This is a genomic window from Thiomicrospira pelophila DSM 1534 (assembly GCF_000711195.1).
GTDB classification, from domain to species: Bacteria; Pseudomonadota; Gammaproteobacteria; order Thiomicrospirales; family Thiomicrospiraceae; genus Thiomicrospira; species Thiomicrospira pelophila.
Map to the genome: position 1 here is coordinate 814,710 of NZ_JOMR01000001.1, position 14,420 is coordinate 829,129.

Consider the following 14,420-nt stretch of genomic DNA (forward strand, 5'->3'; position numbering starts at 1 on the left):
CAAGCGATAAGGGCATAAACGACATGGCATTGATTGTCCAAAAATACGGCGGCACGTCGGTCGGCACGTTGGAACGTATCCAAAACGTAGCCAAAAAAGTGTCAAAGTTTGTTGATGAAGGTCATCAGGTTGTAGTGGTATTATCCGCTATGTCTGGCGAGACCAACCGATTAACCGATATGGCTAAAACCATGCAAGAGCGCCCGTCCAAACGTGAAATGGATATGCTTTTGACGACTGGTGAGCAAGTAACTATTGCCTTATTGAGCATGGCGTTACAACAAAGCGGTCATGATGCGATTTCCTATACGGGTTGGCAAGTGCCAATTCAAACCGACGAAGTTCACACAAAAGCCCGCATTGACAGCATTAATGCGCAAAAGATTCAAGATCAGTTGGACTTAAATAAAGTGGTTGTGGTCGCTGGTTTCCAAGGTGTGACTGCGAATGGCGATATTTCGACTTTAGGGCGCGGCGGTTCTGATACCACGGCGGTTGCCTTGGCGGCCGCGCTAAAAGCCGAAGAGTGCCAAATATACACGGATGTGGACGGCGTATATACAACGGACCCACGCATGGTTCCAGAAGCGCGACGTTTAGAGACCATTACCTTTGATGAAATGTTGGAAATGGCGAGCTTAGGTGCCAAAGTATTGCAAATTCGTTCGGTCGAATTTGCCAGCAAATACAAAGTGCCGTTACGCGTATTGTCTTCGCTTAAAGAAGGCGGTGGAACCCTAATTACATCTGAGGATGATCAAATGGAAAAACCTTTAATTTCAGGCATTGCGTTTAACCGCGATGAGTCAAAACTACAAGTATTGGGCGTGCCAGATAAACCTGGTGTGGCGTATGCGATTTTGGGGCCAATTGCGGATGCGAATATCGAAATTGATATGATTATCCAGAACCAAGGCCAAGACGGCACAACTGACTTTACCTTTACCGTGCATCGCAATGATCGCGCTCATGCGTTGGAAATTCTGAATGCGGTATCAAGTGAAGTAGGTGCGCGCGAAGTGGTATATGACGATACGATTGCTAAAGTATCTTTAGTCGGTGTTGGTATGCGTTCGCACGTAGGGATCGCCAGCCGTATGTTTAAAGTATTAGCGGATAAAGATATCAATATTCAAATGATCGCGACCACCGAAATCAAAATTTCTGTGGTGATTAATGAAAGCCAGTTAGAGACGGCCGTTAAGACTTTGCACGAAAAGTTTGAGCTAGATCAGGCTTAATAAATCGTATCAAAATCTGAAACCGAAAATTAAGCCAAATCTTTGGCTAAATCTTTCGGTTTTGGCTTTACAAGGGGCGGGATTCCTTGTAACATACGCGGCTTGAATTAGGTGAAGTGGCCGAGAGGCTGAAGGCGCTCCCCTGCTAAGGGAGTATAGGGTTTGTAGCTCTATCGAGGGTTCGAATCCCTCCTTCACCGCCATTCAATTAAGTGTTAAAAAAGCGTGATATAAAGGTTGACAGTTTAGGCTGATAAACTATAATACGCACCAAGTTAAGCGCCTGTAGCTCAGCTGGATAGAGTACTCGGCTACGAACCGAGCGGTCAGGAGTTCGAATCTCTTCAGGCGCACCATACATAAGAAGCCCCATCAGTTCTTTAGAGTTGATGGGGTTTTTTTATAGTTTAAATTCGTCACACAATTTTCAGAGCACCAGGCCTGGTGCTCTAATTCTGTTTTATTTAATTCCTATTACCCCTTTCTATTTATTTATTGGCATATAGATTGCTTTTAGTTTTTTGTTAAAGCAATCCAAGCGAGATCGCTAACACACAAGGGAATCGCGTCGTATATATAAACCAAGACGCACTGTGTTAAAACTAAATAAATTAATAAAGCTGTCGGCTGGGCTTGCCCGGCCATTTTCTGACCAGAAAACAGATACAGATTCGGAGTAATACGATGGATCGAATGCTATATGTCTCGATGAGTGGTGCGAAAGAAGCCATGATCTCGCAGGCCAATAATGCCAATAATCTGGCAAATGCAACCACGGACGGGTTTAAACAGGACTTCAACCAGTTCCGTGCCCAGCATATGGAAGGGCCGGGTTGGCATACACGTACCTATTCAATGGACGAGCGTCCGGCAACAGATTTTACCGCGGGGCCAATCAAGGTGACCGGACGTAGCATGGATGTGGCCACCAAAGAAAACGGTTTTATGGCGGTGTTATCGCCTGCGGGCGATGAAGCTTATGTGCGTTCAGCGAGTATGCAAATTACCGCCGGTGGTGCCTTGGTGGATGTGCACGGCAATCCGATGCTAAACGAAGGTGGTGCCCCAATTGTGTTGCCGCCAGTTGAGTCGGTTGAAATTGGTCGTGATGGTACGATTTCGGTTATTCCAGTTGGCGCCGCGGCAAATGAGCTAGTGGTGATTGATCAGCTACGTTTAGTGCAACCAGATGTGAAGCAGCTAGAAAAAGGTTTGGATGGTTTTATTCGTCAGAAGCCAGGTAATGACGAATTAGTGCAAGCGCCCGTATCGGTGCTAAATGGCGCGCTAGAAGGCAGTAACGTGAATACGGCGACGGCTTTGGTGACGATGATAGAGCTTCAGCGTAAATACGAAATGCAAGTCAAAATGATGAAGACCACCAAAGATCACGGTGCCGCATCAGACAAGATTTTATCAATTCGATAATGGGGTGAGATATGAATAGAGCATTATATGTTGCAAAAACCGGCCTAGAAGCCCAGCAGTTCCGTCTTGCGTCCATTTCGAATAACTTAGCCAATGCGAATACTTATGGTTATAAATCTGGTCGTGCCGAGTTTGATGATTTGTTATATCAAAACGTGCGGACTCCGGGTGCTCAGGCGACGCAGGATGAAGTAAATACTTTGCCTTCCGGTTTACAGTTAGGTGTCGGGGTTAAGGCTGTTGGGGTTCAGAAAATTCATACCCAAGGTAATTTAATGATTACCGATAACCAGTTGGATATGGCGATTGATGGTAAGGGTTTTTTTCAGGTTTTGGATGCCGATGGCAACATTATGTATACCCGAGATGGTTCGTTTGAAGTGAACCAGAATGGCGACGTGGTGACCTCATCAGGTTATTTATTGGAACCGAATATCCAGATTCCGCAAGAAGCAACTGAGGTGATGATTGGGCGAGACGGCACGGTGTTTGCTAAAGAGCCAGGAAACCCCCAGCCATTGGATTTAGGTCAGTTAGAAGTTGCGACCTTTATTAATCCATCGGGTCTAGAAGCGGTTGGCCAGAACATGTTTTATGAAACCATTGCCAGTGGCGCGCCGGTGGTAAATAACCCGAATGCGGAAGATGCTGGTGCCTTAATTCAGGGGGCACTGGAATCCTCAAACGTCAATACGGTAGAAGAGTTGATTGGCATGATTGAAGCCCAGCGCACTTACGAGATGAATTCAAAAGCAATCTCCGCCGCCGATGGCATGATGCAGTACCTAAATAACAACGTGTAACGTTGAGAGGATGACATGAAGCAGATTAAAATTTATTCACGTTTCGGGTTATTAATGTTGATTTTGGGTTTGTTGCAAGCTTGTTCTTCGGTGCCCGAACGCATGGAAGACTTTACTTACGAGCCAAGCTACCCAACCAATATGGGGCAGCAGCCTCCACCCAGAAACGGCTCTTTGTATCAGGCATCGAACTCGGTCACCTTATTTGATGATGCTCGTGCTCATCGAGTCGGCGATATTATTACGGTGAGCTTGGCGGAGCAGTTTAACGCCAATAAAAAAGATGAAGCGAGCTATGATAAAAGTTCGCAGGCGGACTTCGGTGTAACGACGCCTTTAAATGTTCTTGGGCGCACACCAGCGCAAATTTATTCGGAATTAGGCACGGGTGGCATCGGTTATGGTTCAAGTAACACGTTTGATGGTTCAAGTGATGTTAAACAAGACTCATCCGTATCCGGTTCGATAGCCGTGACGGTGGTGGAGGTCATTCCTAACGGTAATTTAGTTGTACGTGGCGAGAAATGGATTACGGTGCATGATGGTGAAGAGGTGATTCGCTTTGCTGGTATTGTCCGACCACAAGACATTACACCTGATAATACAATCGAATCCACTAGAGTGGCGGATGTTCGCATGATTTATAGAGACACCGGCATAGGGGGCGATACCGCCAGGCCTGGTGCGGTAACAAAGTTTTTGTCAAAGTTTTGGCCACTTTAAGTTTGACTTAAGTGGGTTAAAACTTGACCCGGCTTGTTTTTATACTCTCCTTTTTACAAGTCGGTTTTTTATTTAAAGGCAAGCGATTCAAACCTTGACTCGTTTGCTATTCAATACCACCAGCCCTGGTGGTATATGATTTCTGGTCTTGGGTGCAGTCGCACCCTTTTTTGTCTTTTAGTTTCTGTTATCCTCAAGATTATGATCTGGCATTAATCCTGCTTAGTGTTCAATAAATTAATAAAAATCTGCCGCGTTAAGACGGCTTCAAGAAACTCAGTCAATCCTTTAAGGGGCATGAGCATGATAACCAGAAAAATTTTAGTTTTAATGATCGCGTTAATGGCTTGGAGCAGCTTAAGCTTAGCCAATTCACGCATAAAAGATTTGGCAAATGTTGCCGGCGTTCGAGATAATCAGTTAGTTGGCTATGGCTTGGTTGTAGGTCTGAGCGGTACGGGTGATCAAAAAGCCCCGTTTGCGGAGCAAAGCTTGGTGAGTATGTTAAACAAGTTTGGTATTAACGTGCCGCCGGGGGTGAATACTAAATCTAAAAATGTCGCGGCCGTGGCGATTCATGCAGATTTACCAGCGTTTGCGAAACCAGGTCAGAAAATTGATGTGACGGTTTCTTCTTTGGGTAATTCCAAAAGCTTGAGAGGCGGTACGCTTTTAATGACGCCGTTAAAAGGTGTGGATAATCAAGTATATGCGATTGCGCAAGGTAGCTTGGTAGTTGGCGGTTTAGATGCGAGCGGTAATGATGGTTCGCGTGTGACAGTGAATGTACCAAGCGTAGGACGTATTCCGAATGGTGCAAATGTTGAACGTGAAGTGAATACCGGTTTTGATTTAGGTTCCACGGTCACGTTTAATTTGCATCGTGCCGATTTTACGACCGCGAGTAATATGGCTAAATCCATTAATGATTTATTGGGTGAAGGTACAGCTAGAGCTTTGGATGCTGAATCCGTTGAGGTGATTGCACCACGCATCCCTGATCAGCGTGTGTCGTTCTTATCCGTACTGGAAAATATTGAATTGAAAGAAGGTGAAGGTGCGGCACGTATTATTGTCAACTCACGTACCGGCACGGTAGTGATCGGTCAAACAGTGCGTGTAAGCCCAGCGGCGGTGACGCACGGTGGTTTGGTGGTACGTATCGAAGAAAACGAAGAAGTGGTGCAGCCGAATGCCTTTGGAGGTGGTCAAGCCGCGATGCAACAAAATACGGATATTGAGGTTGAACAGCAGGGTGATCGTCGGATGTTTAAATTTGATTCGGGGATTACACTGGATTCCTTAGTGGAAGCTGTGAATAAGGTAGGCGCAGCGCCCAGCGACTTAGTGGCAATTTTAGAGGCGCTAAAGCAAGCCGGCGCGCTTAAAGCTGAGTTAATGGTTATTTAAAGGAGGCTGCGATGTCGAGTATTAGCGATTTAACCACAACGCGCCCGCAAGACCATACGATTTACACCAACCTTGGAGCGTTAAACGATTTAAAACGTCAAGCGCGCGAAGATCAAGAGTCGGTCTTAAAGCCGATTGCGCAACAATTTGAAGCGATGTTTTTAGAGCAAATTCTCAAAAATTCCCGCAGTGTTAAGCTAGACGATGGCTGGTTAGATGGTTCACAAGCCGATTCTTACTACGATATGTACGATAAACAGCTTGCACAGGATATGTCGGCTAAAGGTTCTCTAGGATTTGCCGATCAAATAGTAGAGCAACTTTCTGCCAGTTTGCCAAAACTGAATGATGAACAAAAGCAACAGTGGTTGAATGATCAACAAAAACGTTTTGAGTCAAGCATGTCGAGCAAAACGCCCAGTTCAACGCAAGATGCGTTAGCTTTAAGAAACTTGGAATAATTGAAATTAATTTAGAATAGCTCGTTTTAATTATAAGCGGGTTATTCAAAACTGAAACCCCATTAAATGGGTTACCCATAAGCGAGAATCGTTATGTCAGATATGTTAAGTATTGCCAGTTCAGCGGCCACCACCTTTAGAAAAGCGTTGGATGTGAGTAGTCATAACGTGGCCAACGTCAACACGGAAGGCTACAGCCGTCAGCGTGCTGAAATTTATGCTAACTCGCCAAGCATTGTGGGAACCTCTTTTAATGGTGGCGGCTCACGCGTTGAAACGGTTGAGCGTATGTATGCTGATTATATTCAAAAGCAATTGGTAAGTACCAATGCTACCGTTAAAGGCTATGAGGAATCGCTCAGTTATTCAAAACAGGTGGAAGGCATCATTGCTGGTAACGATGAAGGTGTGCAGGACTTTATGCAGCGTTATTTCGATTCGATGCAAAACCTAGCGGATAATCCGACCTCGCGTGTAAATCGCCAGCTGATGTTAGATGAGGCTAATAATTTGACTGGTCATATCAATAATATCAGCGTGGTATTAGACGATACCCAGTATCAGGTTAACGACCAAATTAAAGATCTGACTCAGGGCATCAATCGCAACCTTGAAGAAATTCAAAAAATTAATGATATGGTGGCTTACGCTCAATCGCAAGGTACGCAACCACCAAACGATTTATTGGATCAGCGTGAACAGGCAATCTTAGAACTGTCGAGTTTGGTTGAGGTGAAAACCTATAAACAGCCTGATGGCACGATTGATATTCATACCATCAACGGTAAAGTACCTTTGTTGAGTGATAACACAGTGACGCGTTTGCAAGCGGATCAAAGCGCTTACCCAGATGAAAACCGAATTGAGATTTATGCTCAGATCGGTGGCCAGCGTAAACAAGTAACGGATTTATTATTAGGTGGCGGCCAGCTGGGTGGCGTGCTAGATTTCCGTAAAAATATGTTGGATCGTGCACAAAATGAGTTGGGTACAACATTAAATGCTTTTGTAGCCGCGAATAACTGGCAGCATTATCAAGGGTTTGATGAAAATGGTGACGCGGGGGGTAATTTGTTTACGCCTTTAGCGTCGACTGGGTTGGCTCACAAAGATAACTCAACCCTGGGTGGTGAAGTTAAAGCTACATTCAATCCAATTGATGCCACGGCTATCCCACCTTATCCTCCTCAGCCGTTGACTTATGGTGATAAAAAACAGGATTTGACTGATGCTTATACTTCGATTTCAAACTTGTCGCCCGATGGTTATGAAATGCGCTTTGATGGCACTAATTGGACGGTAACGAATTTAAGTAATAAAGAAACCGCGACTTTTGTATCGGGTGACAGTGTTCAGTTTGATGGCTTGCGGTTTGAAGAGGCCAATTTAAATAGTGTCGCGGGTGATCGTTACGTGCTTAAGCCGCATCAAGATATTTTGAAAGGTTTTGGGGTTGAAATTCGTGATGGTCAAGAGTTGGCTACACGTGGTCAATCGCCTATTGATTCGACAGGTTCGGGTAACTTGGATGACGAACCAGTACGTCCAGCGGCTGAAGGGGATAACGTAAATATTGCTAATATGGCGAGTTTGCAATCAAAAAAGGTGATGTTTGCTAATAATTCCGGCCAACCGGCCGAAACACTATTAGGCGGCTACTCACGAATGGCGAGTAGTGTCGGTATGTATGTTCGCGGTCAAGAGATTCAGTTGACCGCACAACAGAATACTTATGATTACATTATGGATCGCCGAGAGAGTTTATCTGGGGTCAGCTTAGATGAAGAAGCGGCCAATTTGATGCGGTTTCAGCAAGCTTACCAAGCGGCGGCTCAAGTGATGCAGACCTCACAAACAATATTTCAGACCCTGTTAGGGGCGGTAAGAGGATAGGATAATGCGTGTTACCACTAATCAAGTTTATAGCATGGGATTTAATGCCATCCAGTCGCATTCCAATAAGTTACTAGATATCCAAGAACAATTGAGCACGGGTAATCGGGTTAACCGCCCGAGTGACGACCCGGTTGCGATGAGTCAAATCCATACTCTTAATCGTGCGATCAATACGATTGACCAATATGCGAAAAATGGTGAATATGCTAAGTCGCAACTGGTTTTGGAGGAAACGGCTGTCCAAGATACGATTGATATTATGCAACGTATTCGAGAGTTGGGTATTCAAATGTCGAACGATACTTACAGCCCAGATCAGCGTCGAGTAGCCGCCGCCGAAGTTGAGCAGATGATGTTGCATGTAAAAGGCACCATGAACATGAAAAATTCAGAAGGTGAGTACATGTTTGCCGGTAACAATGTAAAAGACACTCCGTTTGTGGATGATCCGGCTAACCCCGGTTACTTAGTTTACATTGGTAACCCAAATGCGGCGGCTGATTATGATGAAAACGCGACCTTTGGTGGCCGCTTTGTACAAATTGGCTTTGATCATACAGATAAGCTAGAGCCAGATGATGAATTTAATATGTCGCGTGTGCGGATTACTGATACCGGTTCGAAAGTATTTGGTTTTGCGCCCAATCCGGCTACGTCTTTAGGCCCGCAAACTCTTCCTCCGGCACCGGGTGAAATTGACCCAAATATATATAATACTATGAAGGTTATGTATGATCGGATGATGGCGGGTCAAAAACCTGGAGACGATGTGCTGGATGACTTGAAAAACTCAATCACAAACATGTCAGAAGTAGTGGCGGGTATTGGCGGGCGCCAAATTCGTATTGAAACTCAGTATGAAGCAGGCGAGTCTTTTAAAATGCCGCTTACCGAACGTAAGTCAAATATTGAAGAGTTGGATATGGTGGAAGGGATTTCCAAGTTTACCGTTACTCAGAATGCCTTGCAAATGGCGCAACAGGTGTTTGGTAAAGTGCAGGATATGTCTTTATTTAACTATATGCGTTAACCATTCTAAAGTTGGTACCCAACTTGCTAATGCCTCCCCAGTGGAGGCATTTTTGTAAATGAAATTTGAACATTTAATCATCGCTTTGTTAATTCCGGTCGGCCTGTTATTAATTGCAGGTGGCGCGGCGTTTCAACAATTTCAGTATTGGGCGATGGCGCAAAGTTATGCCACCACCAATACATCGAAGATTGCTCAGGTAAGTTCATTGCCCGATCTGCGTGTGGTTTCAAATCGTCCTTTGCCTGCACTCATGCCTAGCGTGTCAAAACCAACGGAAGTAAAACCTGTCGAAACTGAACAAGTTAAGCACGTTAAATTGAATGCTTCAATCCCGAGTAACGTCTCGTTAAATACGTCATTAAATGCACAGCCCGTGCAGACTCTACAGACAAAGCCATCCAAACCAGCAACCCTAAATCCGACCACCAGGCCTGGTGGTTTGGCACAAGCTGAAGACGAAACTCAACCCAAGTCAGCAGGTCTGGTTAAACCGCCAGCTGACTCTATGATTACGCAGAATGATTCGGACAGTGCGTTTGAACTTCAGCCGATTGTGGTAGTGTATGATGATGAAATTGTGATTGAATTTCCTAAACAACTGGCGACGCCACAAAATATTAAACGAGCCGTCAGTCGAGTGTTGCTGAGCCCGAACCCTTATGCCGAACAGGATTTATTAAGTTTGGAGCCGCTTGAGTATCGACAAAGACCGGCTTTTTATCGCCGAGTGGTCGATGCAAAACAACAACCCATTCGTTACCCGCGTGCTGCGTTTGAGTATGCTGATTATTTGATGGCACGTCATCAAACCGAATCTAAGGACGAAGAAGGCGAATTTGTCAGCTTGCATATCCCGTTGCAAGCTTCCAACTTAGCGGAACCCGCTCGTCAATACGAACCTTGGGTAATGGGCTTTGCGCAAGACTTTAATATTGATCCCGCCTTGGTGTTTGCAATTATGGAAACTGAAAGCCGGTTTGATTCGCAAGCCGTCAGTCGTTCGCAAGCCAAAGGGCTAATGCAAATTAAGCCCAATGCCGCTGGGCGTGATGTCTACCAATATGTTGATTTTCGTTTGGATGCGCCCAGCGATGCCGAGTTATTTGATGCTGAAAATAATATCCGAATCGGCACCGCTTATTTAAGCTTGCTGAAACATGACTATTTTGCCGATATTCGCCACCCAGAATCGCGTGAAATGGTGGCCATCTCATCTTATAACGGCGGCATGTCAACCGTTTGGCGATTGTTTGGCGACACACCTGAGCAAGCGGTGGCGCAAATTAATAAACTCAGTCCGCGTCAGGTTTATCGCAAGTTGCGATATGATCATGCTTCGGATGAAACCCGACGCTATTTAGATAAAGTGTTACAGGCCAAAACACGCTATCAAGCTCTATTAGGTGAAGATACGAATTTAATCGCGAGCCGATAACAGTCCACCAGGCCTGGTGCTAAGGAGAATAAACGATGCAAGGCAATTGGCAAGGAAAACAGGTATTAGTCACCGGTGCAGACGGATTTATCGGTTCGCATTTAGCGGAAACCTTGGTCAATGCGGGCGCACAAGTGCGAGCCTTGGTGCAGTACAACTCCTTCAATAGTTGGGGCTGGTTGGATCAGAGTCCACAGGCTGATGACATGGAAATTATCAGCGGCGATATCCGTGATCCATTTTTGTGCCAGACTATTTGTAAAGGCATGGATACCGTATTTCATTTAGCGGCATTAATCGCCATTCCTTACTCTTACATTGCTCCCGGTTCCTATGTCGATACCAACGTTACCGGCACTTTAAATATGGTGCAAGCGGCGCGAGATCAAAATGTGCGCCGATTTATGCATACCTCCACCTCTGAAACTTACGGTACCGCGCGCTATGTGCCGATTGATGAAAAACATCCAATGCAGCCACAATCGCCTTATAGTGCGAGCAAAATCGGTGCAGATGCGATGGCGATGTCTTATTATTTGGCGTTTGAAACCCCGGTGACGATTGCGCGGCCTTTTAACACCTATGGCCCACGCCAATCCGCACGCGCGGTGATTCCAACCATTATTGGTCAGATAGCCGCTGGTCAAAGCCAAATCCAGCTAGGCGATACCAGTCCAACGCGTGATTTTAATTATGTCGCGGATACCTGTGACGGCATGATGGCTTTAATGGCGAGCGATAACACCATTGGTGAAAGCGTTAATATCAGCTCCAATTATGAAATTTCGGTACAAGATACGCTTGATTTAATTAAACGTTTAATGGATTCCAACGTTGAGTTTATCCAAGATCCGCAACGCCTAAGACCTAAAGATTCGGAAGTTTTCCGTTTGTGGGGTGATAACTCGAAATTAATTGAATTGACAGGTTATCGGCCCACTACCTCATTGGAAATCGGTTTGAAAAAAACCATTGATTGGTTCACTCAGCCACAAAACCTGCAAGCCTATAAAACAGGACTTTACAATGTCTAACCACCAGGCCTGGTTGCCGTTAATTAATTTTATTCGCCAGCATTATGGTGTGGCAGAAGGCTTAATTCCGTTACATGCGCCGTGTTTTGATGAGGCGGAAAAACGGCTGGTTGTCGATTGTATTGATTCCACTTTTGTCTCGTCAGTGGGGCAATACGTAACCGAGTTTGAGCAGACGGTTGCAGAGTTTACTGGCGCGAAACATGCGGTAGCGGTGGTGAATGGCACCATGGGGTTGTATCTGGCGTTAAAAGTAGTTGGACTACAGCCAAATGATTTAGTGTTAACTCAATCCTTAAGCTTTGTGGCGACGGCAAACGCGATCAAAATGCATCAGGCTGATCCGGTATTTGTGGATGTAGAGCGCGAAACTTTAGGCTTATGTCCTGACTCCTTAAATGCATTTTTAGCCGAGCAGACCCAGCTGAAAAATGGCCAATGTATTCATCGTCAAACCGGGCGTGTAATCCGCGCTTGTGTGCCCATGCACACATTGGGCTTTCCGGCACGAATCGACCAAATTCTAGAAATCTGTAACCAATACCATGTCGCCCTGGTGGAAGATGCGGCTGAAAGTTTGGGCAGCTTTTATAAAGCTCAACATACCGGGACTTTTGGAAAAATGGGGGTGTTTAGCTTTAATGGCAATAAAGTTATTACCACCGGCGGGGGCGGCATGCTCATTACCGATGATACCGAACTGGCGCGCCACGCCAAACACTTGAGCACCACGGCCAAAATCCCACACGCCTGGTTATTTGAACATGATGAAGCGGCTTACAATATGCGGATGCCGAATCTCAATGCGGCACTGGGCCTGGCTCAGATGCAAAAATTGCCGGCTTTTTTAGCTGAAAAGCATCAATTAGCACAGGCTTATCAGCAATCACCAGGCTTGGTGATGATAAAACAACCAAAAAATGCGCAAGCCAACTATTGGTTAAATGCATTGCAATGCGAATCCGAAGTCGAGCGCGATGCGTTTTTAGAATTGTGTAACGGCCAAAACATCCAAGCCCGTCCGTTGTGGACACCTATGCATCAATTGCCGATCTATGCCGATTGCTTGCGCAGCGAATTGCCCAATACTGAATGGTTAGCCGCGCTGGTGGTCAATTTACCAAGTGGGGTGAAGTGCCATGACTAAAACGCCGATTCTATTATTAGGAGGTGGCGGTCATTGTCGCGCCTTGGTCGATGTGATCGAACAGACATCCGACTTTGCGGTGGCCGGTATTGTTGAAGCGCAAGCAACCAGCGGCCAAGTGCTGGGTTATCCAATTGTGGGTACGGATGTCCATTTACCAGGCCTGGTGCAACAAACACCTCATTGCTTAATTGGTGTCGGTCAAGTTAAACAAGCTGATCTGCGCATGATGTTGTTTGATTTAGCGTTACAGGCGGGCGCGCAGTTTCCAGCGGTGATTTCACCGCAAGCCTATGTTTCTGAGCATGCCGAAATTGGCGAAGGCACGGTGGTGATGCACCAGGCTTTAATCAATGTCGGCGCGAAAATTGGCCACAACTGTATTATCAACTCACAAGCATTAATTGAGCATGATGCGGTTATTGGCGATCATTGCCACATTTCGACCGGCGCGAAAATCAACGGCGACGTTACGATTGGTAAGGGCTGTTTAATTGGCAGTGGAGCGATGATTAAACAGGGCGTCAAGATTCTCGATAATGTGATTATTGGCGCAGGTGCATTAATTTTGAAAGACATCACCAGGCCTGGTTGTTATGTGGGTCAAGGTCGGTTACTCAATTCAGCCAGCCGCGCTGATTAAGGAAATAAAGTATGGAACAACAAGTGGTTTTTGATACCTGCGCCGATTTTGAATTTGGCTTGAATGGTACACGTCAAACCGATTATTTTATTTATAACACAGACTATACTGATGGTTTAGTCGTATATATCCCCGGTTTTGGTGGCGACTTGGGTGAGTATGCCAAAGCGTTTTGTGAAAAAACGTCTAAACAATATCAAATGGCGGCTATGACGCTGAATTATTTCTGTATTGGTTCTCGGCCTTCAGCTGGTGCGAAAGTTGAAGTTCATAACTCTGAAAAAGCCAAAGTTGAACAGGCTTTTATTCAAATGGGGGGAACGGGTGAAGCCTCTATTGAAGCTTTAAATGCGCTGCTTATGAACTCCAATAATCATATTAAGTTAACAGGTGATTTGGTACCCACGAAAAATGAATATCAAAACTTTGGTTTGTTGGCTGCTTTAGACATTGTTAATGCGATTAAAGACGCCACTCAGCGCTTTAATCTCAGCTTGGATAATGTGATTTTGGTGGGATCTTCCTACGGTGGCTATTTGGCTAACTTGGTTACTAAAGTATATCCGGGCTTAGTTAAAGCAGTATTTGATAACTCATCATGGGCACAAACCAACTTGGCTTATGTGGTAGGACAAGAAATGGGCGTGCCTGAGTTTTCCTATCAGGTTTATCCTAAGGTCATTCTAGATTTAAATGTTCGTTCTCCTTGGACACTAACCCAGGGATTGCCGAATACATTTAGTGGTGGACGTCAAGAAATTCGTGGCTTTTCTAAGCCTCAATTGCAAAGTATGGCAAATCAAGGCGGTCAAGATACGTTTTACGTGTTTTATCATGCCCAAACTGACAACATTGCACCTACCCATGAAAAAATCGAAATGGCCAATAATATGGCCGAGTTAGGGTTTAAGCATGTATTAATGAACGTGGTGGATGAGTCCGACATTGATGGGCATCTTATTAAAAACTTAGGCCATGGTATGGGGATGTCGATGCGGAAGTTTTTTGAGGTTGGCTATGGGTTCTTGCAAGATATTAACCCAGAGTTTAAATTTAACGATCAGCTAAAAAAGGCTGAGTTTGATACATCAGATTTAATTTACCAGTTTGATTTATCGGCTAATGTGGTGACGGGGCAAGTATCAGTAAAAAACTAACTGGCCGGT

At 45.2% G+C, this 14,420-nt stretch carries 13 protein-coding genes and 2 tRNA genes; all 15 read left to right on the plus strand.

From position 1 onward, the window contains the following. Positions 1 to 23 precede the first annotated feature (23 nt). The 15 genes from N746_RS0103890 (at position 24) to N746_RS0103960 (ending at position 14,411) form a co-directional block, all read left to right on the plus strand. Positions 24 to 1,241 (plus strand): aspartate kinase, encoded by a 1,218-nt coding sequence (locus N746_RS0103890; protein WP_029934061.1) that lies wholly within the window; start codon positions 24 to 26, stop codon positions 1,239 to 1,241. A 110-nt stretch (positions 1,242 to 1,351) separates the two neighbouring features. Next, positions 1,352 to 1,444, plus strand: a tRNA-Ser gene (locus N746_RS0103895). A gap of 76 nt (positions 1,445 to 1,520) precedes the next feature. Further along, positions 1,521 to 1,597, plus strand: a tRNA-Arg gene (locus tag N746_RS0103900). 328 nt (positions 1,598 to 1,925) lie between these two features. Next, positions 1,926 to 2,669 carry a flagellar basal body rod protein FlgF gene (locus N746_RS0103905; protein WP_029934063.1) on the plus strand — a complete coding sequence of 248 codons (744 nt, stop codon included), beginning with the start codon at positions 1,926 to 1,928 and terminating at the stop codon, positions 2,667 to 2,669. An 11-nt stretch (positions 2,670 to 2,680) separates the two neighbouring features. Next, positions 2,681 to 3,472, plus strand: coding sequence for a flagellar basal-body rod protein FlgG (flgG, locus tag N746_RS0103910; protein WP_029934065.1), 792 nt, complete (start codon positions 2,681 to 2,683; stop codon positions 3,470 to 3,472). 15 nt (positions 3,473 to 3,487) lie between these two features. Continuing rightward, on the plus strand, positions 3,488 to 4,195 hold the full coding sequence (locus tag N746_RS0103915) for a flagellar basal body L-ring protein FlgH (RefSeq protein ID WP_029934067.1): 708 nt from the start codon (positions 3,488 to 3,490) through the stop codon (positions 4,193 to 4,195). Between the two features lie 303 nt (positions 4,196 to 4,498). Next, positions 4,499 to 5,605 (plus strand): flagellar basal body P-ring protein FlgI, encoded by a 1,107-nt coding sequence (locus tag N746_RS0103920; protein ID WP_029934068.1) that lies wholly within the window; start codon positions 4,499 to 4,501, stop codon positions 5,603 to 5,605. A gap of 11 nt (positions 5,606 to 5,616) precedes the next feature. After that, on the plus strand, positions 5,617 to 6,066 hold the full coding sequence (locus tag N746_RS0103925; RefSeq protein ID WP_029934069.1) for a rod-binding protein: 450 nt from the start codon (positions 5,617 to 5,619) through the stop codon (positions 6,064 to 6,066). Between the two features lie 93 nt (positions 6,067 to 6,159). After that, a complete protein-coding gene (flgK, locus tag N746_RS0103930) occupies positions 6,160 to 7,959 on the plus strand; it encodes a flagellar hook-associated protein FlgK (RefSeq protein ID WP_029934070.1) in 1,800 nt (599 codons plus the stop codon). Positions 7,960 to 7,963: 4 nt separating this feature from the next. After that, positions 7,964 to 8,992: a flagellar hook-associated protein FlgL gene (gene flgL / locus N746_RS0103935; protein WP_029934071.1), complete on the plus strand. Its 1,029-nt coding sequence runs from the start codon at positions 7,964 to 7,966 to the stop codon at positions 8,990 to 8,992. 58 nt (positions 8,993 to 9,050) lie between these two features. After that, complete coding sequence (locus tag N746_RS10615; protein ID WP_051678499.1) at positions 9,051 to 10,430, plus strand: murein transglycosylase domain-containing protein; 1,380 nt, start codon at positions 9,051 to 9,053, stop codon at positions 10,428 to 10,430. A 35-nt stretch (positions 10,431 to 10,465) separates the two neighbouring features. Further along, entirely contained in the window at positions 10,466 to 11,464 is a 999-nt protein-coding gene (locus N746_RS0103945) for an NAD-dependent 4,6-dehydratase LegB (RefSeq protein WP_029934073.1), read from the plus strand. Continuing rightward, on the plus strand, positions 11,457 to 12,611 hold the full coding sequence (locus N746_RS0103950; RefSeq protein ID WP_029934076.1) for a LegC family aminotransferase: 1,155 nt from the start codon (positions 11,457 to 11,459) through the stop codon (positions 12,609 to 12,611). The genes N746_RS0103945 and N746_RS0103950 overlap by 8 nt, the downstream gene beginning before the upstream one ends. Continuing rightward, positions 12,604 to 13,254 carry an acetyltransferase gene (locus N746_RS0103955; protein ID WP_029934078.1) on the plus strand — a complete coding sequence of 217 codons (651 nt, stop codon included), beginning with the start codon at positions 12,604 to 12,606 and terminating at the stop codon, positions 13,252 to 13,254. Before N746_RS0103950 ends, N746_RS0103955 begins: the two co-directional genes overlap by 8 nt. 11 nt (positions 13,255 to 13,265) lie before the next feature. Then, the gene (locus tag N746_RS0103960; RefSeq protein WP_051678500.1) at positions 13,266 to 14,411 is read left to right on the plus strand and encodes a DUF2920 family protein; all 1,146 of its coding nucleotides are present in this window, start codon (positions 13,266 to 13,268) and stop codon (positions 14,409 to 14,411) included. The last annotated feature ends 9 nt before the right edge of the window (positions 14,412 to 14,420 follow it).